The organism is Candidatus Chlorohelix sp., from assembly GCF_037138995.1.
Lineage (GTDB): Bacteria > Chloroflexota > Chloroflexia > Chloroheliales > Chloroheliaceae > Chlorohelix.
Genome location: NZ_JBAXHI010000038.1, coordinates 13,682 through 36,763 on the forward strand (window position 1 = coordinate 13,682; position 23,082 = coordinate 36,763).

Genomic DNA, 23,082 nt, shown 5'->3' on the forward strand with positions numbered 1-23,082 from the left:
GCCTATGTTTGGGGTTATTATTGCCATAATTTAGAATGAATGCAACCAAAAACGATAGGTTTAGTTCAGGATAGCGCATTGTATAGCGGCAACAATTTTCTCGATATAGGCATGTTCGCGAGTGGTTAAAGCGTTTATCTCGCCTTGTGCTGTAACCAATTTCAGGATGTAGCGCGGGTGGTTGGCTGTGAGGGTTTTGCGCGAAGCAAACAACAACGCCAAACCGATTAATGTCGTTAAAGTAATAAAGATTATTTCGAGACTTAGGGTAGTCAGTGAGGTTTTGGCAGAAAAGGTTGCCAGCATAATAGAAAGTGGCACCGCGGCTATTAACAGACAGGTGACTCCTGCAATCAACAACGCCAAACCTTTTTGACGGTCAGGTGACGCTTCTACTAACTTTGCTTGCCGGATTCCCGAAACAGCATAATTGACCCCATCCACCGTTATAAGGTTGGGAGTTATTTGGACTCGTTCATCAAGGAAAAAAGGTGTGCTGGACATCTATTTAGAGAGGTCTTGTTTCTGAAATAAGCGTGGGTCGGTAATTATGCCGTTAACCCGCACTTCCCAATGGAGATGGGGTCCACTACTGCGCCCGGTATTGCCTACTCGCCCCAACACCTCCCCCGCTTTTACCGTTTGATTTTTCTGCACGATTATAGCGGACATATGATAGTAATAGCTGATAATGCCAAGCCCATGGTCTATTGCAACTGTTCCGCCTCGAACCTGTAAATCAGGGTTGGTATAAACTACTTTCCCGGAGGCTGGCGCAAAAAGCGGAGTACCCTGCGACTCGGCGTAATCAATACCGCCATGATAAATATTGAAATTTGGGCTGTCGTTATAGGCGCGGCGTTGAGCAAACTCGGTAGTAATGTTGGCAGGGTTAGCGTTAGGGCTAGGCAAGCTCCACAGCCCCGACCAGAGCGGTTGTGGGGTAAAAATATTGTTGAGGAAAGCTACCTGTTTATCCTCGGCGGCTTCGACTTCGGCATCTAGCGTTATACTCTTGTCCGATGGTAAATAGAGCCGTTGCAAAGGAAAATCGTATTTAACTACTGTGATGGGCTGGCTGATGCGTCTGCTACGTCCTGCTGGGTCTCTAAAATCCAACGACATTAGATATGTTTGGGGTTCAATGCGAGGGTCAACCGGATAAAAAGCTTTATATACATCGTTGACTTTCGCAAACTTGAGTTCGGTGTCGCCCACAGTGCCTTTTAACTCATCGGGAAGCCATTTATCAATGTTGCTCAAACGAATCGAAAGGGTACGCCCTTGATAAATTTCCGTATCCGCAATATTTAAATCAAGCGGTAACTTCAGCGGTTGCTCCCAACCTTTGGCGGCAAGCAGCAAATCCCCAGCATTACTCAAACGCACGTTACCACCGGAAAGGGACTCTAACCTACCACGCTCGAAATATTGTACAATCAAATCGGGTGTTTCATCGAAAGGTTCACTGATTGGGAAACCAAGCAGCGTTAATCCTTCGTTTTTATCCCAATAGGTTTTGAAGCTACCCGAAATCGAATGGGCGGTTTCCTTGAAAAAAACGCGGTTAGTAGCAGAACCGGAATCGGTGGAAGGCACAAAGCTTAGCCTTTTTGCCTCTAATAAATGTCTTCCTAGAAATCCTCCTACAACTTCGGCGGATGCGCCTGTTGCTTGCGGGTTATAATCCAGCAGAGCGCGTTCGAAATATTGCATAATCAAGCCGTTTTGGGCAAACTGCTCGCTAATAGGATTACCCAGTAAATTACTGCCGCCTTTAGCTTGCCAGTAGCTCAAGAAAGGCTCTTTAATAAAATGTCCCGTTTCTCCCGCGTAGAATATATTATCGGGTAGTTGGGTAGTTGGGGCTGGTAGGCTGGCGGTTTGGGGCATTTCAGTTTCAGTACGGGTCAGATAACGTAACCGGGTGTAAGACGGGACGCTGCTGGAAGTTGCCGCATACGCCCCCGGTGGCGCTTCTTGTGCATATGCGCGGGTTTCAAGACCTCCCGCGAGCAACGCTACCAACATAATAACAAGAAAGCACCTCGGCGCTTGTTTGTTGCGAAATTGCTTGTGCTTTATTATGCCACGTAAAATCCGATAGTTCAGTTCATCCACCAATCAATCCGACAAGGGTCGAACCTAACAAGGCTACCAACATAATAATAGCCATTATGATGGTCATGTTACGTACTAAACGTTTGCTACCAGCGTTGTAATTGGTGCCGCCGGTACTATATGCGCCGCGTTTGCTCTCATATCCGGGCGGCGGACCCGACCCGCCTAATGGCTTGCTGGCGGCTTTGCGGCGGCGTTCTTCTTGGCTAGGACCCGAAGGGCGATTTTTTCTTTTTTTGTTATTTGTTGGCATTTTGATGTCTTCTAAATTTTTTATTAACTAGAGTGCGGCTCAATATTAGCCGATTTAATCCTGCTTGTAAAGCCGCTTTTTGCCACAGGTTTTTACGGACACTACTAACTTCAGGTGGGCGAGAAGCGGTTTTAGAGCGGGGTTATGGGGTGGGGCTATTCTCGATAGGTTCTAAAAAAACAGTCCAAAATAATCCACTTTATTTGCATTTATCGAAGGTTTGTTCCAGACTTCTGCCCCGATTACACGCGGGTTATTAGTTTCATCACGCAATAATTGACCGAGAATATAGCGGAGCGAAGCGGGGTCATAGACTATTTCCACATGATTTAATAATTTTCCGATTTGCTTGTCCACTTCCACAACTCGGTATTTATTATTCAAAAATGTGCTATCTCCTAGGGGTAGTTGACCCCAGCGGTTAGTTACTAGCGTATCGCCGGGTTCAAAGCTTTGGCTTGGTTGGTCGGTTAAAGGCTCGCCGTATTTCCAACGCGGTTGGGTTTGGGCGTAATTGTTCTGCACCTGCGCCCGAAAACGGGTTTGGTAGGACGCGCTTACAAAACACCAGATTTCTTCGAGAGAATTTAGGCTTTTCAGGCTTTGTAGTGCGTTAAGCTCATCGAGGAAAGTATTGGGAGGGTTGCCGCCATAAGGGAAAGCAACCTCTTGCCCGTTTGATAAAGCGTATAGGTAGGGTTCTTTAGCGGTAGGGAGCAATTGTTGGACGGAGGGCATTTGCTGATTGAAAATCTTGAATAAATCCGCCTGATATTTTCCGCGTAGCAATTGGAGGATGAGAGGAATGCTTCTGAAATAGCCCGCTTCCCGCGCTTGGATAATACCCATCATATTGGCGGCAATGTTCGGCGGAACTCCTATTTTTGCGCTGTCGCCACCGATAGCCGCATAATAGGCTGCCATCAAGCCACTATGCGGGGTGGATAGCGTGACTAACCGCGCCACATCTTCGGGATAATGCCCATTTTGCAGGTATGAACGAGCTACCAATCCCCCCATACTATGCGCTATGATGTCAACTTTAGAAAAATCAATTTTTGGCGCATTATTAGATGAAGCTTTGAAAAAGGAAGAAAGAGCGCGAAATGCCGAGTCTGTTGCGCCCGGACGGGTCATGCTGGCGGGTTTGGTGAGTTTACCACTTGCGCCTAATTCCCGAATCGCCCTTATAAAATCACCTAAGTCTGCCCCTAACTGCCGCATATCCTGTCTCCAGTCGTAGGGATAGGCAAAGAGCGAGACACCGGGAACATAGCCTACCGCTTTAAGAATATCCAGCAAGTTATCGTAGATGTGCGAAACCGGGTCAATTTTGCCGCGAGGGGCAGAGTCGGGCAACCATGTACCCAGTAGCCCCGGCACTACTACTAGCGGTCTCAGCCCATCTTTTAACAGATTTGCGCCCAACTTTGAACCTCATTTTTCCGGTTATCCCAAGTAGAAATAGCGTTTAAACCTAGCCGTATTGTATTTTATATCGTAGAAATAACTCGCTTCGGTTGCGATAGATTGAAAGCAAATCTAGCTTTAGTACCGCCGGGAAGCCAGTTTCTTTTCCGTTAATGATAGATAACTTTCCGCCACCTAGCAACTGCGGAGCGGTAGTCAGGAAAAACTCATCTCCGAATCCATGCGAAAGTAGGGCATAATTCAAGGTGGGTCCCCCCTCTACTAGCAAACGTTTAACCCCTAGCTGTGAGTACAAAATATCCAGCATAACTGCAAGCTCTGGGTTACCCTCTGAATCTAAGCCTACTCTGAAAACCTGAGCCTTTTCTTCCAGCCATTTTAGCGACTCTGCTTTAGCCCCTTCTCCTAAAAAAACCACCCGCGAATCCCGCCCCGCCCACCAGAATTTTTTGTCCTGTGGCAAGTTTCCGTCTTTGCTTATCACACAGCCTAACGGTTGGGGCGATTCTGGGAAATAGTTTGCACGCTCCTCCGCCAGCCAATCCTTGACTATCGGTAGAAAAGGGTCACGTCGGAAGGTAGAAGCGCCACATAAAACCGCATCGGCAGCCGACCTCAATTTGTACATCAAGGTTCTGTCCGTTTCCGAGCCAAGCCCCTCCGCGCTTCCCTCTCCGGTAGTGGCATGTCCATCAAGGCTGCTGACCATGTTGAAATAGATATAGGGTCGCTTCAAGCTGTCAAAGCATATTCCGTCAGCGGGGAAAGCCAGTTCTGGGAGAGAATAAACCGCTTTTGTTTCAATTTCGGTGGGGCTGCTACTATTTAGATGGCTAAAAATACGTTCCAATGCTACTACTCCGGCAAACCGAGAGCCTTTTGCCCAACGAGATGCCCATGATTACTTGCTAGAAAAATAATGGTTGCACTTCGAGGCTGTAAAAGGTAAAATAAATTTATTATGGAAGAAGAGCAAACAACAATTTATGAGCATTTAGGTGGAGACGAGCTTTTCAAAAAACTGGTAGATGCCTTCTACGCCAGAGTTGAAAAAGAGCCGTTACTGCGTCAACTTTTCCCTGAAAACCTTGAACCGGGCAAAAAGTGGCAATTTCTATTTATTACTCAATATTTCGGTGGACCTTCTCGCTATATAATAGAGCGTGGTCATCCTCGGCTACTTATGCGACACATGTCTTTTCTCATTGACCAGTCAGTAAGAGACGCTTGGGTTAACAATATGTTGGCTGCTTTGGACGAAGTAGGCATACCCGAACCTTATAAGTCAGAAATGCGCCAATATTTTGAACAGACCGGCACTTCTATGATTAACCTTGATTTTCACAATCCCCACGACAAATAATAATTTTATATAATTCAATTTTCATGAATGTTTGCGTGGTTATAACCAATATTGTATAATCAAGCCAAGTTCTTACAAGGATACTTCTGTCAAATATGCGTGGCTGATAAAGTATGCCAGCAGGTTAATTTATTGTCAAATTTTACCAACTGCCTAAGTAATTTATACCGTTAAATAGCCTCTCATAGGTCAGTATATTACGGCTTTTACGCACTTAAAATGTTACTGGTTTTTAAAAGCTGCATAGAAAGTGTGAATCAAGAATGCCCCCACTACTTGAAGTGAAAAATCTCAAAACCTACTTTTCTACTCGCGATGGAATGGTAAAAGCGGTTGATGATGTTTCATTCACCATAGATAAAGGCGAAACGTTGGGTGTGGTAGGTGAGAGTGGCTCAGGTAAAAGTGTCACCGCTTTATCTATCCTACGTCTGATACCTAACCCCCCCGGTAAGATTGCTGGCGGTGAGATATTATTTGAAGGGCGTGACCTCTTGAAACTTTCCGATAAAGAAATTCGGAAAGTGAGGGGTAAGGATATTGCAATGATATTCCAAGACCCTATGACCAGCCTTAATCCTGTATTAACAGTCGGACGGCAGTTGAGCGAACCGCTAATAACCCATCTTGGACTGACAAAAGAACAAGCACGCAAAGAAAGTATTAACCTCCTTAAAATGGTGGGTATTCCAAATGCGGATGAGCGCATACGAAGTTACCCGCATCATTTTTCCGGCGGGATGCGCCAACGTGTGATGATAGCTATGGCGCTGGCATGCCACCCTAAATTGGTAATAGCGGATGAGCCAACTACCGCGTTGGATGTTACGATTCAGGCACAAATTCTGGAGCTACTAAACAAACTAAAAGAAGAATTTGGCACAGCCGTAATGATTATTACCCACGCGATGGGTGTTGTAGCGGGTATGTCTGACCGAATTCATGTTATGTACGGTGGTCATATAGTAGAAACTGCTACTGCCGAAGAATTGTTTGATAACCCTCGAATGCCCTATACTATGGGATTGCTTAAATCCATACCCCGCTTGGATGAATCCAGAAAAAGTAAGTTGCAGCCGATTAAGGGTTCGCCCCCCGATTTGTTGGATTTGGGTACTGGCTGCCCCTTTTTGCCACGCTGCGAATACTCGATAGAAGTTTGCGGGAAGCAATTACCAGAGTTATGCAAAGTTAATACTGTAAACAAGTTGGGTATTTATACTCCCGGAAATGCTACTCCAAATAGCAAACTGGAAGTAGCTGAAGGTGAAGATTACGAACGACATTTAATTGCTTGCCATGCGGAAGTGAAAATGGGTGATGCAGTAAGCGTGGAAGCCCCCGCATCCTAGCAGAGATATATGGAATCTGATAATGCAAGACAAAAATAAAGAAACCGGCAACAAGCCGCTGAGTATTGAAACTAAAACGGTGAATCCAAAAACCGATGGGAGCGCGGATGCCGGAAGCGCTCTCCCTAGTTCTGACATTTTATTGAGTATTCGAGACCTGAAAGTTCATTTCCCAATCACGCGCGGCATTATCTTCCAGCATAAAGTTGGGGCAGTTCGCGCCGTTGATGGGGTTAGTTTTGACGTGAAGCGCGGCGAAACGCTTGGTTTGGTAGGTGAATCGGGTTGCGGCAAAAGCACTACCGGGCGGGCGATTCTGCGCTTGAATAACCCTACCAGTGGTCAAATGTATTTTAACGGTGAGGATATTACCCTTATCAAGGGTAAGAATCTAAAACAAATGCGCCGTAATATGACCATGATTTTTCAAGACCCTTACGCCTCTCTTAACCCACGTATGACAGTAGCGAATATCATCAGTGAGCCTCTAATCATACATGGGCTGGCAAGCGGGAAAGCCCGTCAGGAAAGAGTTGAGCAATTACTGGAACAGGTGGGTCTTAGCAAATATTTTACCAACCGCTACCCTCACGAGTTTAGCGGTGGGCAACGCCAGCGCATCGGTATTGCGCGTGCGCTTGCCGCCAACCCAAGCTTTATTGTGGCGGATGAGCCAGTTTCAGCGTTGGATGTTTCAATTCAGGCGCAAATTGTGAACTTGATGGAAGATTTGCAGGCACAATATGGCTTGACTTACCTCATAGTGGCACATGACCTTTCGGTGGTGCGGCATATTAGCAATCGTGTTGCAGTAATGTATTTGGGCAAGATAGTTGAATTATCAGACCGTGATGAGTTATATATACGCCCCTCCCATCCCTACACCGTGGCGCTTTTATCGGCTGTACCGATTCCTGACCCTAAGATAGAGAAAAAGCGACAACGGATTATTCTGACCGGAGATGTGCCAAGCCCGGTTAATCCGCCGAGTGGTTGCCGTTTCCATACGCGCTGTCCGCTGACTCAGATGATATGTAAAGAAGTAGAACCAGAGTTTCGCAATATTGGTAGCGGTCACTTTTCTGCCTGTCATTTTGCCGAAGATGTAGCAAGCGGTTCTGTCAAAGTTACATCCTCTAAACTTTAACTTGCCTTCTCTTGAGTGTGGCTGGCTTTTAGGATGCGGTTGTCCACTTTTCTCTAAAGTGACTTGCCTTTTAGCAATTGTGCAAAGTGTTCTAGCGCTTCTTTTTCTTCACGGGTAAGATTAGCTGGCAATTTAGCAATTAACTTGACATAAAGCGAGCCATGCTCATCGGGATTTCCGATTATTACAGGCATACCGAGATTAGATAATCGAATCTGATTGCCGTTCTGTGAATGTGGGTTTACCTTTATGGCGATGCGTTTGCCGCGCAACAAATTTACCTGCACTTCTCCGCCCAATATCATGGTACTCAAGGGTACTTCAATACTGGTATATAAATCTGCACCTTTGCGTTCAAACTCAGGTTGAGCTTGTATTTTAACTTTAAGGTAAATATCCTGACCACCTCTACCAAGCCCTGCCAGACGTATTTTAGAACCGTTATCAACCCCTACCGGAATCGCTACTTCAACATGTCGGTTTTTCCCGGAAGAGTCTTGTAATTCAAGAGTGCGTTTAGTTCCATTATAGGCTTCTACCAGACTAATTTCCACCTCATATTCAGGCTGGGCTTGCTCCGCTACGGAATCTCTAAATCCCCGATTCCCGCCACCTTTAGACCTCATCGAATTGAATAGGTCTCCAAATGGACTATTTGCGCCAAACATGTTGCCTAAATCATCCATATTAAAATTCCGCCCTTCATAATTTGCGCCACTCGCGCCTCCCTGCCGGAAGAAAGAGTCAAAGGGCATTCCGCCAGCGGATTTCTCATAATCCCGGAAATTCATTCCAAAATCATCGTATTTGCGCCGTTTTTCAGTATCACTGAGAACCTCGTAAGCTTCGTTAATCTCTTTAAATTTCTCAGTAGCTTGGGGGTTATTTTTGTTTAAATCGGGGTGGTACTGGCGTGCCAATTTTCGGAAAGCTTTTTTGACATCCGCGTCACTCGCCTTTTTTTCCACACCCAGAATTTTATAATAATCTTTTGCTTCGGACGATTTCATTTTTCTACTAACCTCCATTATTAGATTTAGCCAGATTAATTTTAATACTCCTAAGTAATCACAGCAATAGCAGATGCCATATTAGTTGACATAACTATATATGAGTTATATTTGAATATGGATAACTTCTAATGCACATTTTAGAATAAATAGCAGCTTGAGATTATCTACCAAATATGATAATATTTAGCGGTCTTGGGGAAATGTTGGAATTGGCAGACAAGCATGACTTAGGATCATGTGCCGAAAGGCGTGAGGGTTCGAGTCCCTCTTTCCCCATATTAGCTACGATAAGGGCGTTCCGAACGTCCTTTTTTTATTTTAAGGTTTCCCTTTGAACTCAAAATAACTTACCAAAACCTCACTATATCATCATCATATTATATTCCAATGATTTAACGGACTGAAATGGCTACAAGTCCGAGGCAATTATTGTAATATGTAATTGTACGAGTATAGTTCAATGATGAAACAGTATATGACCGAGAGAGACAAGGAAAATGGCACATAATCTTTTTGATACACTTCAAACCTTTGAAATCAATGGTGGGCGCACCGGACAGTATTATTCACTGCCACAATTAGAGAAGGCAGGCGTAGGTTCTATTTCTCGCCTTCCGGTCAGTATTCGCATCGTACTTGAATCGGTGCTGCGAAATTATGACGGTCAGAAAATACTTGAAAAAGACATTTATAACCTTGCCACTTGGAAACCGAACGCTTCCCGCACTGATGAAATTCCCTTTGTAGTAGCCCGCATTGTTTTACAAGATTTTACCGGAGTGCCTTTGCTGGCTGACCTTGCCGCAATGCGCTCTGCTATCCAGAAATTAAATAAAAATCCGGGCGTTATCGAGCCGCTTGTGCCGGTTGATTTGGTGGTTGACCACTCAGTACAGGTTGACTTTTCTGGGGATAACGATGCGCTACGCAAGAATATGGAACTGGAATTCGAGCGCAATGCGCCACGCTATCAGTTTATGAAGTGGGGCATGCAGGCTTTCAAGAGCGTTCGCGTAGTACCGCCCGGCACTGGTATTGTGCATCAGGTAAACCTTGAGTATTTGGCGCAAGGCGTTCTGGAAAATGAGGGCGTTTATTATCCTGATACGGTGGTGGGTACAGACTCGCACACCACGATGATTAACGGTCTTGGCATTGTAGGTTGGGGCGTTGGCGGCATCGAAGCGGAAGCCGGTATGCTAGGGCAGCCTGTGTACTTCCTAACTCCCGATGTAGTGGGCGTGAACTTGACCGGCTCCTTGCGCGAAGGCATAACCGCTACCGACATGGTTTTGACCATCACCGAGACTTTACGCAAGCACAAGGTAGTCGGCAAGTTCTGCGAATTTTTCGGCGAGGGCGCATCCAGCCTGTCCCTAACAGACCGCGCTACTATCGCCAATATGGCTCCTGAATACGGCGCAACTATGGGCTTTTTCCCGGTGGATGATGAAACCATCGCCTATCTGAAAGCAACCGGGCGTAGCGATGAGCAAGTAGAAACGGTAACGGCTTATTGCAAAGCGCAGGGTATTTATGGCTTCCCTATTAAGGGTGATATTGATTATAGCTCGGTGGTGGAAATTGATTTGGCTTCAATCGAGCCGAGCGTAGCAGGTCCCAAACGTCCGCAAGATAGAGTCCGATTGGTCGCCCTGAAAGAGACTTTCAACAGCCTATTGGCTAAGCCCGTAGCCGAAAATGGTTATGCCAAAGCCCCTTCCGAAATTGCCGCTTCGGTGCAAGTCAATGAACATGACTATAGCCTGAGTAATGGGGACGTGCTGATTGCGGCTATCACTTCTTGCACCAACACCTCAAATCCCGGCGTGTTATTGGCGGCAGGCTTGGTGGCGAAAAAGGCGGTTGAACATGGCTTGAGCGTTTCTCCCAAAGTCAAAACCTCCATCGCGCCCGGTTCGCGGGTAGTTACCGAATATCTCAAAGCTGCCGGATTACAACCCTATCTTGATAAACTCGGCTTCAATATTGTGGCTTATGGCTGTACCACCTGTATTGGTAACTCAGGTCCACTTGACCAGAATATTGAAGAAGCGGTGTTGAAGGGCGATTTGGTAACTGCCAGCGTGTTGAGCGGTAATCGCAACTTTGAAGCGCGGGTACATCCCAATATTAAAGCCAACTTCCTGATGAGTCCGCCGTTGGTGGTGGCTTTTGCGTTAGCAGGGCGCGTAGATATTGACCTTACTACCGAGCCTGTCGGCAAGGATAAAGAGGGTAACGCGGTTTATCTGAAAGATATTTGGCCCACCAATGCCGAAGTAAAAACGTTGCTAGGCGTGGCGCGTGACCCCAAAGTTTACCGCCGACTCTACGGTAATTTTGTGGAAGAGAACGACCTGTGGATGCAAATTCCTAGCAACTCCGGTGATGTGTACGAATGGGATCGCGAATCCACCTATATACAAGAGCCACCTTTCTTCCTAGATTTAAGCGCGGAACCGAGCGCAATAACCAACGTTACGGGCGGAAAATCGCTGGCTATCTTCGGTGACTCGATTACCACCGACCACATCAGCCCTGCCGCCTCAATCAAAAAGAACTCACCTGCCGGTAAATATTTGCTGGAAAAGGGAGTTGCCTTCGAGGATTTCAATACCTACGGAACACGGCGCGGCAACGACCGGGTGATGTTACGCGGTACTTTCGCCAATGTACGTATCAAGAACCAGATGGTTCCGGGCGTAGAAGGCGGCGTGACCATCTACCAACCGACTGGCGAGCAACTGCCCATCTTCGATGCAGCGATGAAATATCTCGAAGCGGGTACTCCGCTCTTCATTTTCGCCGGGCAAGAATACGGCACAGGTAGCTCTCGCGACTGGGCGGCGAAAGGCACAAGCTTACTGGGCGTGAAGGTGGTGGTAGCGGAGAGTTTCGAGCGCATCCATCGCAACAATTTGGTGGGTATGGGCGTGTTGCCTTGCCAGTTCAAAGAGGGCGTGAACGCACGCACCTTGCAACTGGACGGCACCGAATCTTACGAATTGCTGGGCTTGGAAGACCCGAATCTAAAACCGCAGCAAGACGTTACGCTGGTTATCAAACGGGCGAATGGTGAAACGTTGCAGGTGCCGGTAATATCACGCATTGATACCCCAATCGAACTGGAATACTACCGTCACGGCGGTATCTTGTCCTATGTATTCCGCCAATTGGTAGCTAAAGCTTAATTAAACAGCCTTTGGTAATGCTAGAGTGGCTCGGTTTGCGCCGAGCTATTCTCTTTTCACATTTAAAAGAGTTGGCTCTATGAAACGAGCTTCAATAAATATTAAGCATCGTTGAATTGTTCGGACGAATAGAGAGGGTTTAGCATGGCATCTAGGCAAAGTACCGTTGATTACATTGTCGAACAAATTGCAGAAGCAGGCACAGTCTATGCAAAAAAGATGTTTGGCGAATATGGGATATTTTGCGACGGAAAGATGGTGGCATTGGTTTGTGACGACCAACTTTTTGTCAAACCTACCGCAGTGGGGAAAGCCTACATCGGTGAATTTGTAGAAGGGAGTCCGTACCCCGGTGCAAAACCATATTTGCTTATTACAGGTGACAAGTGGGATGACCGCGACTGGTTAGTAAAGCTCCTACAAATCACCACGCCGGAATTGCCATTACCCCAAAAGAAGCTCAAGAAGTCGGTTAAGCGCAAAGAGTAAAAAACCAAAAGTGCCGCAACTTGGGGTGCAGGGGAAATTCCCCTCCGAGGTAATAATGGTGTCCCCTATACTTCCTCTAACAATTATTTTGCTGAATTTGGAAAGCTGACGGATTGGTCCCACTACTTTGGCATCAAAAAACTTGTTAGGGCTTTTTCCTATTGAACTGGGTCTAGTCGGGCAAATAGTCGTTGGACAACAGCACACCAATGTCCAAACGCATTTCCCCTGTTTTAAAAGGTAAAATTGACCTGTTCCAACTCCTAAAGTGGTACAATTATAGAGCGTACTAGCCTTTCACAACGGGAGGGAAAAGAATGGATACTGGCAAATCACATGGTTGGGGCTTTATTGGCGCGAGCGATATTGCCCGCACCGCTATGATTCCGGCTATTCGGTCACAATCTCATAATTTTGTAAAAGCGGTTATGAGCAGCAATCTGGAGCGTGCCAAACAATACGCTTTGGAAACAGATATTCCCGCCGCGTATGACTCGGTGGAAGCACTTCTTGCCGACCCTGACATAGCTATTGTTTACATCAGTACCACTAACGAATTGCATCATTCCCAAACTCTTGCTGCCGCCAAAGCCGGAAAGCATGTTTTATGCGAAAAGCCTCTTACCATGTCAATTGAAGCTGCAAACGAAATGGTAAAGGCTTGTCGGGATGCTGGTGTAGTCATGGGTATTAACCACCATTTGCGTAATGCGGCGGCACATCGCACAATGCGCCGCATGATTGCAGAGGGTAAAATTGGGCAGCCGCTAGCAGCGCGGGTATTTCATGCGGTCTATCTTCCGCCGCGTTTGCAGGGCTGGCGCTTGCATAAGCCTGAAGCGGGTGGCGGAGTTATTCTGGATATTACGGTGCATGATACCGATACCTTGCGCTTTGTGCTGAATGACGATGTGGAGTCGGTAACCGCTTTTTCTTTACAACAGGGTCTAGCGAGTGGTGCAGTGGAAGATGCGGTGATGGGTGTTATGCGTTTCCGAAGTGGTCTGCTGGCTCAATTCCACGATGCTTTTACCATTAAGCATGCCGGAACGGGTTTTCAGGTTCATGGCACCGAAGGTTCTTTATTTGCAGAGGGCGTAATGCAGCCCAACCCACCGGGCAAAGTCTTTTTGCATTGTGATGGTAAAGTCGAGGAAGTGGATACCGGCGAACATGAAGATGTCTATATGATAGGTGTGCGAAACTTCGTGCAGGCGGTAGAAGGGCAGGGTAGTCCCTCTGCTACGGGTGAGGATGGCTTGCATTCTCTGGCGGTGGCGCTGGCAGCACAAGAATCGGCGCGGACGGGCGCCAGCGTCAGAGTACGCTATCGGTAGCTCTTAACTTCTGGATTAATCTACATTACTGAAGGCAAGCAACAATAAATTTTGCTAATATAATAAGAAAGCTCGCCCACTAGACCGTTGGTATTAAAATGGGTTGGTTTTCTGCTATAATATTAGGGGTTTTAAGGGAAGTATGAGAAAAACACGGTCATTAAGAGCGGTATAACAGTATATTCCAAACACATTAGCCGCTGTAATCGAAAACGGGTTGAGCTTCTATGTTACATAGAGAGAGGATATAATGCAAAATATATTATTACGCAATAACGTTAACATCCTTGGAGAAGGAACAAAAACAATTGTATTCGGACATGGCTTTGGTTGCGCTCAAAATATCTGGCAATTAATGATACCCTATTTTGAGAAAGACTATCGCATTGTGTTATTCGACTATGTAGGTTCTGGAAATTCGGATTTCACAGCCTATGACCCTGAACGCTATAAAGACCTACATGGCTATGCAAAGGACTTACTAGAGATACTTGACACATTAAATATAGGTCCGGTTATTTTTGTTGGACATTCTGTGAGCGGTATGATTGGGCTGCTGGCATCTATTCAAAAACCGGAGTATTTTGAATCTTTAATAATGCTTAGTCCTTCTCCACGCTATCTTAATGATAAGCCCGCTTATTATGGAGGTTTTGATGAGAGTGATGTAAAAGAATTGCTCAGAATGATGGAGAAAAGCTTCATTGGCTGGGCAAGTTTGAATGCGGCAGGTCTGATGAATAACCCTGACCGACCAATACTGGCGAAGCGCCTAGAGGATGCTTTTTGCGCTGAGGATCCTCTAATTATGAGAAATTTTGCAGAGGCTACTTTTTTATCAGACCATAGAAAAGACCTGCCAAATGTTACTGTTCCTTCATTGATTATCCAATGTTCGTTGGACAGCGTAGTTCCCATTGAGGTAGGAGACTATCTTCATGAGAATATAAAGAATAGTGTGCTGGAGGTTATGGAATCAAAAGGGCATTATCCCAATATAAGCGAGCCTAAAAAGACAACTGACATCATCTTGAAGTTCTTGTCATCTGCTACCTCTACTGGAAAAAATCTTTAGAAGATGCGTAGGCTATGAACCACAGAATGGACAATGCCCCATGCGGTTTTATGGTTCTTACAAACCAAGGGTACATAATTGATATAAATCAAACGTTTTTGAAAATGATTGAATATGAATATAACGAAGTGGTTAATAAGCATATTGAATCGTTTCTATCTATTGCAAGCAAACTGATGTTCCACACCCTGTTTTTTCTTCAAATCCAAATTAATGGGAAAGCTGAAGAAACATATCTCACATTTAAAAGCCGACTCGGTAAAGAGGTGCCTTTACTACTAAATGGCAGTCGCGCAAGCGCTGAATTAATTGATTGCATTGCAGTGAGAATGTCTAAACGCGATGAATATGAGCGTGAGCTTCAAGACATTAAAAAGAAGCTAGAGGATTCATACATAGTAGAAACTAAGCTTCGTGAGCTTTTTGAGACAACAATATTCTCAATAAATGAAGGAATCATTGTAACTGACACTCAGGAAAAAATCACGCTCATGAATCCTGCATCGGAGAATTATACAGGATGGTCAAAGAGAGAAGCCTATGGTAAGGACTTTGCTACCGTATTCAACCATATCAATATGCTTACAAGGGAAAAAGCCCCAAATCCGGTTAATGAGTTGCTTGAAAAAGATATAACAAAAAAAGAATGCCCAATTAACAGTGGTTTGGTTTCAAGGAATGGCTCTGAAATTTATATATCTGGAAACGCTGCTGGAATCCTTTCAAAGAACGGGAAACTTACAGGGGTTGTGGTGATATTTAAGAATATCACAAAAGAATATACTCAAGAGAAGGACATTGAGGGATTTCTGGAGGTAAACCTAGATATACTTTGTGTTTCAGATACAACTGGTAATTTTCACAAAGTGAATAGAAAATTTAGAGAAATACTAGGCTACAGAGCAGAAGAGGTGGAAGGCAAAAGTTTATTGTCTTTTGTGCATGAAGAAGATATTTCGGATACTCTGGTTGTGCTTGGAGAATTAAACGATGGGAAAATGGTATCCGGTTTTATGAATCGATATCGTCATAAAGACGGTACTTATAGATATATCGAATGGTATAGCCAACCCGGAGCTGGAAAGTTCATATATTCCTCAGCTAGAGATGTTACAGAAAAACAGAAGAAAGTAACTGAAGCATTGAGACTCAGTGAGGAAAAATATCAGTTCATCACAGAAAATATGTTTGATGTCGTATGGGTTATAAACCTGAGCAAAGGTAAATATACCTACATTAGCCCATCCGTTGAACAGCAAACTGGATTCAGCGTGGAAGAGTCGTTAGAGCAAAGCTTGGAAGATTTCATGTCGCTTGAATCAGTGATAAAGATAAGGAATTATATTTCAGCCGGAATGGAACATCTGAAAAACCATCCTGATTCCTCCTATAGCGCTATAAATGAAATACAGAAGCTTTGCAAAAACGGCAACATGATTTGGGTTGAGGCTTCCACAAGGATGCTTTACAATGCAGAGTATGAAATTGAAATCATTATAGCGAGCCGCAATATCGAAGAGAGAAAACAAGCGGAAGCCTTGAAATACGTAAGCTACCATGACCAACTGACTGGTCTCTACAACAGGCATTTCCTTGAAACTATCATTGGACAGGAAATGGAGAGTGCAGACCGCTATAATCAGCCTCTTTCCTTAGCTGTACTGGATTTGGATCATTTCAAGCAAGTCAATGACACATGGGGACATCCTATTGGGGATGAATTATTGAAGCTTACTGCTGATACTGCAAAAAAGAATTTACGCGCCTCGGATTTTTTAATCCGGTTTGGCGGAGAAGAATTTGTTTTTTTGATGCCTCAAACTGGCATTGATGGAACAGTCAGCGCACTTGATAAGATACGTGCTGCAATAGAGAACAATAATCATCCTGTTACAGGAAAACAAACCGTTAGCATTGGTGTTGCTGAGCGCATAAAGACCGAATCTTTCCAAGATTGGTACAAGCGAGCAGATAAAGCGCTTTACCGCGCAAAGCAAGAAGGTCGAAACCGCATTGTGCGGTACTCATAAGCTTTCGAGTGAAAACGATGGTAGTGATAAATCTCACTTTTTTACTTTCCGGGGGGAGAAGAGATGACGATTAACTCGATGATTGGCGCGAGAGTCAAGCGCAAGGAAGATTTGCGCCTGATTACTGGACGTGCTATCTACGTTGACGATGTCAAGCTACCTAATATGTTGTATGCTAGTTTTGTCAGAAGTCCCTACGCGCATGGGCGTGTGACGGGCTTGGACTTCCTCAACCGGGTTCCCGATTGCCGGATTTTTCGTTGGGATGATTTTAAGGACACAATCAAGTTTAACCCGGTGTATCGCCGCTTACCAAATCGTCCGTATCTTTCTGATGGTGTGGTACGTATGGCTGGTGAAATGGTGGCGTTGGTAGTGGCTCCCACCGCTGCTGCTGCTGAAGATCAGGCAAATGACATATTGGTGGATATTGAGCAACTCCCTGTAATTGTGAATCCTGAAGAAGCCTTAAAAGCTGATGCGCCTACTGTTTACAGCGCTTTGCAGTCCAATCTGGCTAAAATGACGGAGAACGGCAACCGGGCGGCAGTTGCCTCTGCTATAGATGCCTGCCCGATAATAGTAGAAGAACGGATATATAACCAGCGTTTGGCTGCCATTTCGCTTGAAACCAGAGGCATAGTAGCGGATTACAACCAAGGCACTGGGCAACTTACCGTTTGGCTTTCCAATCAAGCTCCTCACCTCTCGCGCAGTATATTCGCTGATGTTTTGAATCTGCCCGAACATCGGGTGCGGGTAATTGCGCCTGAAGTCGGCGGCGGGTTTGGCGCTAAAATTGCAGTGTATCCCGAAGAGATAATCGTGGCAGCAGCGGCTGTAAAACTGGGCTGTTCTATTAAATGGGTAGAGAATCGCACCGAAAACCTGATGGCTACCTATCATGGGCGTAATCAGATTGATTATGTGCGTATCGGCGCAACCGAGGAAGGCATCATAAAAGGGCTGGAGTTGCGATTGGTAGCTGATATAGGCGCCTATGCAAACGATGAGTCTTTGCTGATACCTTCCTTAACCGCACTTATGGCATCGGGCTGTTATGCCATCGAAAATATCTATACCCGCATCGAGTATGTTTTTACCAATACTACTCCTATGACGGCTTATCGTGGGGCAGGAAGACCGGAAGCCAGTTATTTGGTTGAGCGGGTTATGGATGCGCTGGCAGCCCGTTTGCAACTTGACCCGCCCGAAGTGCGGCGGCGCAATTTCATAAAGCCAGACCAGTTCCCTTACAAATCCCTCACTGGCGCAACTTACGATAGCGGCGATTATCTGAATACAATGGAGCTTGCCCTTCAAACGTTCGGATATGAAGAAATGCGGCGTGTGCAGTCACAGCGGAGGGCTGAAGCTGGTGACCAACTTCCACACAAATTGATGGGTATCGGGATGGGTAGCTATGTGGAACGCGGCTCGATGGGTTACGAAAACTCGGTAATTCGCGTTCATCCCGATGGAAGCGTAATGGTTTTTACCGGAACATCCCCACATGGGCAGGGCGGTGAAACCACCATGGCGCAGATAGTAGCTGACACTTTAGGTATAAGCATGGATCGGGTTGAAGTCTCACATGGCGACACCAAAGAAACTCCTTATGGGCAAGGTACTTATGGTAGCCGCAGTGTAGCGGTGGGTGGCTCTGCTGTAAGACTCGCATCTTTATCGGTGCGCGATAAGATGGTCAAACTGGCAGCGCATATGCTGGAAGCCTCCGAAAATGATATTGAGGTAGCAGATGGAACTTTTAGCGTAAAAGGCGTACCGGGAAGTTCCCGCTCTTTTAAAGAAATAGCGCGTACCGCTTACCAACCTGCCCGCCTTCCTGCCGATATGGAGATGGGGTTGGAATCGAGTCGCTACTTCAACGCCCCCGATCTAACTTTTCCTTTTGGCACACACATTTGCGCGTTAGAAATCAATACCGAAACAGGAGAAGTTGAATTTATCAAGTATGTTTCGGTTGACGATTGCGGCAATGTCATCAACCCGATGATAGTAGATGGACAGATACACGGCGGTTTGGCGCAGGGCATTTCACAAGCCCTCTATGAGGAAGTGGTCTATGATGAGGATGGACAGCTTTTGAGCGGTAGCCTCATGGATTATACTTTTCCCACCGCTACCGAATTACCCGCCTATGAACTGAACCGCACCTTTACTCCAAGCCCGCTTAATCCGTTGGGTTCAAAGGGTATTGGCGAGTCTGGCGCAACTGGCTCGCCTCCGGCAGTGGTAAATGCGGTGTTGGATGCGCTGCGCCCCTATGGTGTCACAAATCTGGATATGCCATTACGCCCTGAAAAGCTGTGGAAGATAATATCTGGACTTAATTAAATACCTGCTTGCCAATCGGTGGTGCGATATAGCTCAAGCTTTTTGCGCTACCGATTCCCCTATTCTCAAATTTCTGCCTACGGTATGTTCAAGTGTTGTTAAATCAACATTAATACTCAAATTAATTTTAAAAATGTCTTGATTTTCAGTGAAAAATCCTATATCATATTTATGACGCACTGCGTCATAAGATTGGCTAATTACATACAAGAGGTGATAAGCTTATGGCAACTGAAGTAAAGCAAGACGAAGTGAAATCTGCCGCAGATAGCATCGCTAACATTATCCGACAATTGGTAAATTTACAATTTGAATTAATATCTATTCCTTTAAGCCTTTTGTCAGGTGAATCTCGGAATTCTGCCACCGAAACGCTACGCTCGGCTTTCAAAACAGTACGAGTTGTAGTGAATGATTTTAGTGATATGGTTGATTCGAACTTGGTTCGCAACTTAGATGGCACAGGCAAGGCAGCCAAGTAAGTATTCCGGCAAAAACACACGCAATTTTTTAACGGCTGTATAATTTTAGTGCAATTGCGTTAGTAAGGTGGTCTTTGGCAAACCTTGACCACCTTATTTTATTACTTTAAGAATTTCAGCTTTTTGGCAGGTTAAAAAAATCGCCCACCCGCGCTTTTAACTTGAAATAGGAATCGGTGAGTAGTTCAGGCATTGTGCGAGTTTGTGCTAGTACCGGCATAAAATTGGTGTCGCCATTCCAGCGAGGCACAATATGTTGGTGTAGGTGGTCATCTATGCCTGCACCCGCCACTTTGCCCAGATTCATACCCAGATTAAATCCATCCGCACGATAAACCGCTTTAAGCATTGCCACACAACGTTGGGTCAGCTCGAAAATTTCCTGTACAATTTCGGGGGCAAGCGTGGTCAGGTCACTGGTATGTTGGTAAGGCACTACCATCAAATGACCGTTGTTGTAGGGGTAAAGGTTTAGAACGATGAAACTATGTTGCCCTCGATAGAGCAACAGATTAACCGGGTCATTTTCCGGTTCTTCATGCACTTTCTGGCACAACACACAACCGGGTTGTTTTGCTCCCAGAATATATTCTAACCGCCATGGTGTCCAGAGAATATCCACCGAATGGCTCCTCTCAGAAGCGACTCTCCACCGAATTTGCAACGGTGGAGAGCTAAAAGGCTTAATTACTTTTTGAATCCACAGCAAGTAGGAAAGCCGTAGGTATTATCCTTCACAAAAGGCGTTTCACTCTTACCGTTGAGGTCGTAGGAACGCACTTCTACCGACTTATCCCGTGCGGTTGGTTGGAACAAATAATACAGGCGTGTGCCATCTACGCTGAAAGTTGGGTTTAGGCGTGTGCCGGCTTCAAGACCACCTTCTCCGGCAATAATTTTAATCGGCTGACCTGCTCCATCCAGATTTACCAGTTGAATACCGGCGAAATCTTTGGTAATGAAGGGAACTGCCACCCGTTTACCATCTGCCGAATATGCCGGACTCATTCGGTAATAGGGTTTGCTGGTAAGGAATGCCACACCTTCTGCGCCATTATTAATATATGCCGCCAGCATGCTATCTGCGCTTCTATTGTTGTTATCTTCGATAGTCGTTAGCGTCTTCAATCCGCTTCCATCTCGATTTACGCTGTACAAGTTAGAAACCTGATTAGGCATCGGCGTAGGGCTAGGCGTTGCGGTAGGTGTAAGAAGCGGAGTTGTTGACGTGCCACTCGCAGTTGTAGTTGCAACCGTAGTAGGGTTATTGCTCGGCAACGGACTGGGCGTAGGTGTCAAGAAAGCTGCATTTAAATCTAGACCAGCAGATAGGTAATTAGCGTTGGGAGTGCCATAGAAAATAATGTTCTTTCCATCAGGAGTGTACGCTGGGAACCAAGCTCCTAAATTATTAGGCAAGGTTACTTGTCGTACTGTCGCGCCCAATTTAGGCTCAACCGTAAACGCTACCAAATTCCGCAGCGAGAAAAACACAATCTCATTACCGTCCGGCGACCAATTCTGCCCAATCGCATCATACGCGATTGCTTGCTCATCACTGGGCTTACCGTCAGCATTGATTATATATAATATACGTACAGAACCATCATTGTTCGGACCACGCCCATCTTTAGCAGTTTCCGAACGCAAGAAGGCAATTTTCTTGCTATCCGGCGACCACACGGGGGAAAAGCTATTATAAGCCAGCGTATGAAGCCCTGAACCGTCATAGTTAACTATCTGTACGCCCGCATTCTGGGCGGTAAAAGCAATTTGCTTTCCATCTGGCGACCACACCGGATTAGATTTAATTTCAGGCGTATTGGTCAGTTGCATCGCATCAGAACCATCCGGATTAGCGGTGAAAATCTGTTGCCCTTTCTGTGGGTCAGGCGAAGCTAGGAACAAAACCCGATTACTGGCTTGGTTTGCCGAGGGTTGGGGCGGCGCTACGTATGAACCGGCGGTTGGGGTAGGTGCAACAGTCGGTAGGGGAACAGCAGTTGCTTGCGCTTTAAAGCTGAAGCCATCTGTAGCACGATAAAACAACGCCAACACTACAATAATTACTGGTAGTCCGATTATAAGCCCCCATCCGAAATTTTCGCGAATAGTATTCCACAAATCACGCTTTGGAGGCGGTAAGTTACCGGACGCTTTGTTACGCCGTGAAGGCGTTTCCTGTACCAACGGACCTGCGCCCGGTTTATGACTCCTAGGGGGTTTGGTTTTTTTGTCTGCCATTAGCCTTTAAATGCTCCTGAAACATTCTTTTTCATAGTAAGAACTATAATATTACAGGTTGAAGCCCTGCCTGTCAAAAATCTGAATGTCAGTATGAATTCAGAGAAACGGTAAGAAATTAAGAGAATTGAAGTTCTGACAAACACTGTTGAAAAGGATTGAGGCGATGAGAATGCCAGGTCTGAAATAAACAGAGCAGATTGAAAATAGTTTTGCTGCCTTCCTCACTCCGGCTACCGCCACTTAGCTTGCGGCGTACTACCACAGGTCGAATTTGTTGTTCCGCCAGATTGTTATGCCCGCTCAATCCCTCCACCACCACATACTGAAATAGCTCATCCTGATGACGTAAAATAAGTTGGGCTTTAGCGTGACAGGGATGATTAGCCGCATCGCTGCCGGATGGCAAGACCGTGAGCTTGGGTACGCATCGTGCTACTGCTGACGGGGTATTGTCCTTCGTACTGGATACCGCCGGGGTTGCGCCGGGAGATTACGCCGTCGTAGGCTACGGCAACCGCTCGGAGATGCAAGTGGTAAACATTCTGACGGTTACGGCGAGCTAAACAATTCTAAACAAACGCCTCCCTTTTCCTTGCTTTGAAGGCTTGGAAGAGGGAGGTTTTTGTTTGGGTATAAAAAGAATCAGGGTTTCCCCTGAAGCAAAGCAACCGTCTTTGTGGTAAATTGAATTGTGTGTATTTGCGTTTTGCTTGAATGTGATTATGAAGATTGCAGCACATAAGGGGAGAGATTATGGTTGACGCTATTCCAAAACAAAGACGTTTAGCAATTGCATTTGCGGCTCTCGCGCTGATATTTGCGGCGTTTCTGGTGAGCGGACATCCGGCACAGGCAGTGGATAACTGCAACTTGGCGGCGTTGAAAGCTATTGTTAGTACAGGTGGCACTCTCGACTTCAATTGCGCCACCGATACTACCATCACGCTGGATGGGCAACAAACCATTGCCAATGACCTGAACCTGACCAACACCGGCGTGGGCAAATTGATTATCAGCGGGGCAACCACCTACCGGATTTTCTACGTCAACACCGGCAAAAGCCTATCCCTCACCAATCTTAACCTAACCAATGGCTACGTTACCGGTTCCGGTGATGGTTATGGGGCGGCTATTTATAACCATAACGGGACGGTGACAATCACCAATTCCAGCCTGTCCGGCAATTCCGC

Annotated in this window: 21 protein-coding genes and 1 tRNA gene; 13 read left to right on the top strand and 9 right to left on the bottom strand. The window is 45.8% G+C overall.

Translation table 11 applies throughout. The features are described from left to right. Positions 1–60: 60 nt before the first annotated feature. The 5 genes from WCK19_RS14755 to WCK19_RS14775 form a co-directional block, all read right to left on the bottom strand. Positions 61–504 (bottom strand): DUF6232 family protein, encoded by a 444-nt coding sequence (locus tag WCK19_RS14755; protein ID WP_342398158.1) that lies wholly within the window; start codon positions 502–504, stop codon positions 61–63. Next, complete coding sequence (locus WCK19_RS14760; protein ID WP_342398159.1) at positions 505–2,031, bottom strand: M23 family metallopeptidase; 1,527 nt, start codon at positions 2,029–2,031, stop codon at positions 505–507. 82 nt (positions 2,032–2,113) lie between these two features. After that, positions 2,114–2,374 (bottom strand): hypothetical protein, encoded by a 261-nt coding sequence (locus WCK19_RS14765; RefSeq protein ID WP_342398160.1) that lies wholly within the window; start codon positions 2,372–2,374, stop codon positions 2,114–2,116. A 171-nt stretch (positions 2,375–2,545) separates the two neighbouring features. Continuing rightward, on the bottom strand, positions 2,546–3,802 hold the full coding sequence (locus tag WCK19_RS14770) for a hypothetical protein (protein ID WP_342398161.1): 1,257 nt from the start codon (positions 3,800–3,802) through the stop codon (positions 2,546–2,548). A gap of 49 nt (positions 3,803–3,851) precedes the next feature. Further along, positions 3,852–4,655, bottom strand: a complete 804-nt coding sequence (locus tag WCK19_RS14775; protein ID WP_342398162.1) for a RibD family protein — start codon at positions 4,653–4,655, stop codon at positions 3,852–3,854. Positions 4,656–4,766: 111 nt separating this feature from the next. Here WCK19_RS14775 and WCK19_RS14780 point away from each other — a divergent pair, with 111 nt between their 5' ends. The 3 genes from WCK19_RS14780 to WCK19_RS14790 all read left to right on the top strand — a co-directional run bounded on the left by WCK19_RS14780 (position 4,767) and on the right by WCK19_RS14790 (position 7,667). Beyond that, the gene (locus tag WCK19_RS14780; RefSeq protein ID WP_342398163.1) at positions 4,767–5,168 is read left to right on the top strand and encodes a hypothetical protein; all 402 of its coding nucleotides are present in this window, start codon (positions 4,767–4,769) and stop codon (positions 5,166–5,168) included. Between the two features lie 263 nt (positions 5,169–5,431). Then, positions 5,432–6,520: an ABC transporter ATP-binding protein gene (locus WCK19_RS14785; protein ID WP_342398164.1), complete on the top strand. Its 1,089-nt coding sequence runs from the start codon at positions 5,432–5,434 to the stop codon at positions 6,518–6,520. Between the two features lie 22 nt (positions 6,521–6,542). Further along, on the top strand, positions 6,543–7,667 hold the full coding sequence (locus WCK19_RS14790) for a dipeptide ABC transporter ATP-binding protein (RefSeq protein ID WP_342398165.1): 1,125 nt from the start codon (positions 6,543–6,545) through the stop codon (positions 7,665–7,667). A gap of 53 nt (positions 7,668–7,720) precedes the next feature. Here WCK19_RS14790 and WCK19_RS14795 read toward each other — a convergent pair whose 3' ends face one another. Further along, positions 7,721–8,677, bottom strand: coding sequence for a J domain-containing protein (locus WCK19_RS14795; RefSeq protein ID WP_342398166.1), 957 nt, complete (start codon positions 8,675–8,677; stop codon positions 7,721–7,723). Between the two features lie 197 nt (positions 8,678–8,874). On the opposite strand from WCK19_RS14795, the gene WCK19_RS14800 reads away from it, so the two are divergent. The 8 genes from WCK19_RS14800 (at position 8,875) to WCK19_RS14835 (ending at position 19,645) form a co-directional block, all read left to right on the top strand. Next, positions 8,875–8,956: transfer RNA gene (locus WCK19_RS14800), tRNA-Leu, on the top strand. 221 nt (positions 8,957–9,177) lie between these two features. Next, a complete protein-coding gene (gene acnA, locus WCK19_RS14805; protein ID WP_342398167.1) occupies positions 9,178–11,874 on the top strand; it encodes an aconitate hydratase AcnA in 2,697 nt (898 codons plus the stop codon). Positions 11,875–12,018: 144 nt separating this feature from the next. After that, complete coding sequence (locus tag WCK19_RS14810; protein ID WP_342398168.1) at positions 12,019–12,363, top strand: TfoX/Sxy family protein; 345 nt, start codon at positions 12,019–12,021, stop codon at positions 12,361–12,363. Between the two features lie 317 nt (positions 12,364–12,680). Further along, complete coding sequence (locus WCK19_RS14815; protein WP_342398169.1) at positions 12,681–13,700, top strand: Gfo/Idh/MocA family oxidoreductase; 1,020 nt, start codon at positions 12,681–12,683, stop codon at positions 13,698–13,700. A 250-nt stretch (positions 13,701–13,950) separates the two neighbouring features. Continuing rightward, positions 13,951–14,775, top strand: coding sequence for an alpha/beta hydrolase (locus tag WCK19_RS14820; protein ID WP_342398170.1), 825 nt, complete (start codon positions 13,951–13,953; stop codon positions 14,773–14,775). Between the two features lie 14 nt (positions 14,776–14,789). Next, positions 14,790–16,805: a PAS domain S-box protein gene (locus WCK19_RS14825; RefSeq protein WP_342398171.1), complete on the top strand. Its 2,016-nt coding sequence runs from the start codon at positions 14,790–14,792 to the stop codon at positions 16,803–16,805. 63 nt (positions 16,806–16,868) lie between these two features. Further along, positions 16,869–19,163 carry a xanthine dehydrogenase family protein molybdopterin-binding subunit gene (locus WCK19_RS14830; protein ID WP_342398172.1) on the top strand — a complete coding sequence of 765 codons (2,295 nt, stop codon included), beginning with the start codon at positions 16,869–16,871 and terminating at the stop codon, positions 19,161–19,163. 224 nt (positions 19,164–19,387) lie between these two features. Beyond that, positions 19,388–19,645, top strand: coding sequence for a hypothetical protein (locus WCK19_RS14835; RefSeq protein ID WP_342398173.1), 258 nt, complete (start codon positions 19,388–19,390; stop codon positions 19,643–19,645). A 115-nt stretch (positions 19,646–19,760) separates the two neighbouring features. On the opposite strand, the gene WCK19_RS14840 is transcribed toward WCK19_RS14835, so the two are convergent. The 3 genes from WCK19_RS14840 to WCK19_RS14850 form a co-directional block, all read right to left on the bottom strand. Then, complete coding sequence (locus WCK19_RS14840; RefSeq protein WP_342398174.1) at positions 19,761–20,267, bottom strand: HIT domain-containing protein; 507 nt, start codon at positions 20,265–20,267, stop codon at positions 19,761–19,763. A gap of 65 nt (positions 20,268–20,332) precedes the next feature. After that, a complete protein-coding gene (locus WCK19_RS14845) occupies positions 20,333–21,889 on the bottom strand; it encodes a hypothetical protein (RefSeq protein ID WP_342398175.1) in 1,557 nt (518 codons plus the stop codon). A gap of 118 nt (positions 21,890–22,007) precedes the next feature. Further along, positions 22,008–22,298 (bottom strand): transposase, encoded by a 291-nt coding sequence (locus WCK19_RS14850; protein WP_342398176.1) that lies wholly within the window; start codon positions 22,296–22,298, stop codon positions 22,008–22,010. Between the two features lie 4 nt (positions 22,299–22,302). On the opposite strand from WCK19_RS14850, the gene WCK19_RS14855 reads away from it, so the two are divergent. Together WCK19_RS14855 and WCK19_RS14860 are read left to right on the top strand one after the other, a co-directional pair. After that, positions 22,303–22,455, top strand: a complete 153-nt coding sequence (locus WCK19_RS14855) for a hypothetical protein (protein ID WP_342398177.1) — start codon at positions 22,303–22,305, stop codon at positions 22,453–22,455. 190 nt (positions 22,456–22,645) lie between these two features. Next, a partial coding sequence (locus WCK19_RS14860) for a hypothetical protein (protein ID WP_342398178.1) occupies positions 22,646–23,082 on the top strand: 437 nt, incomplete at its 3' end.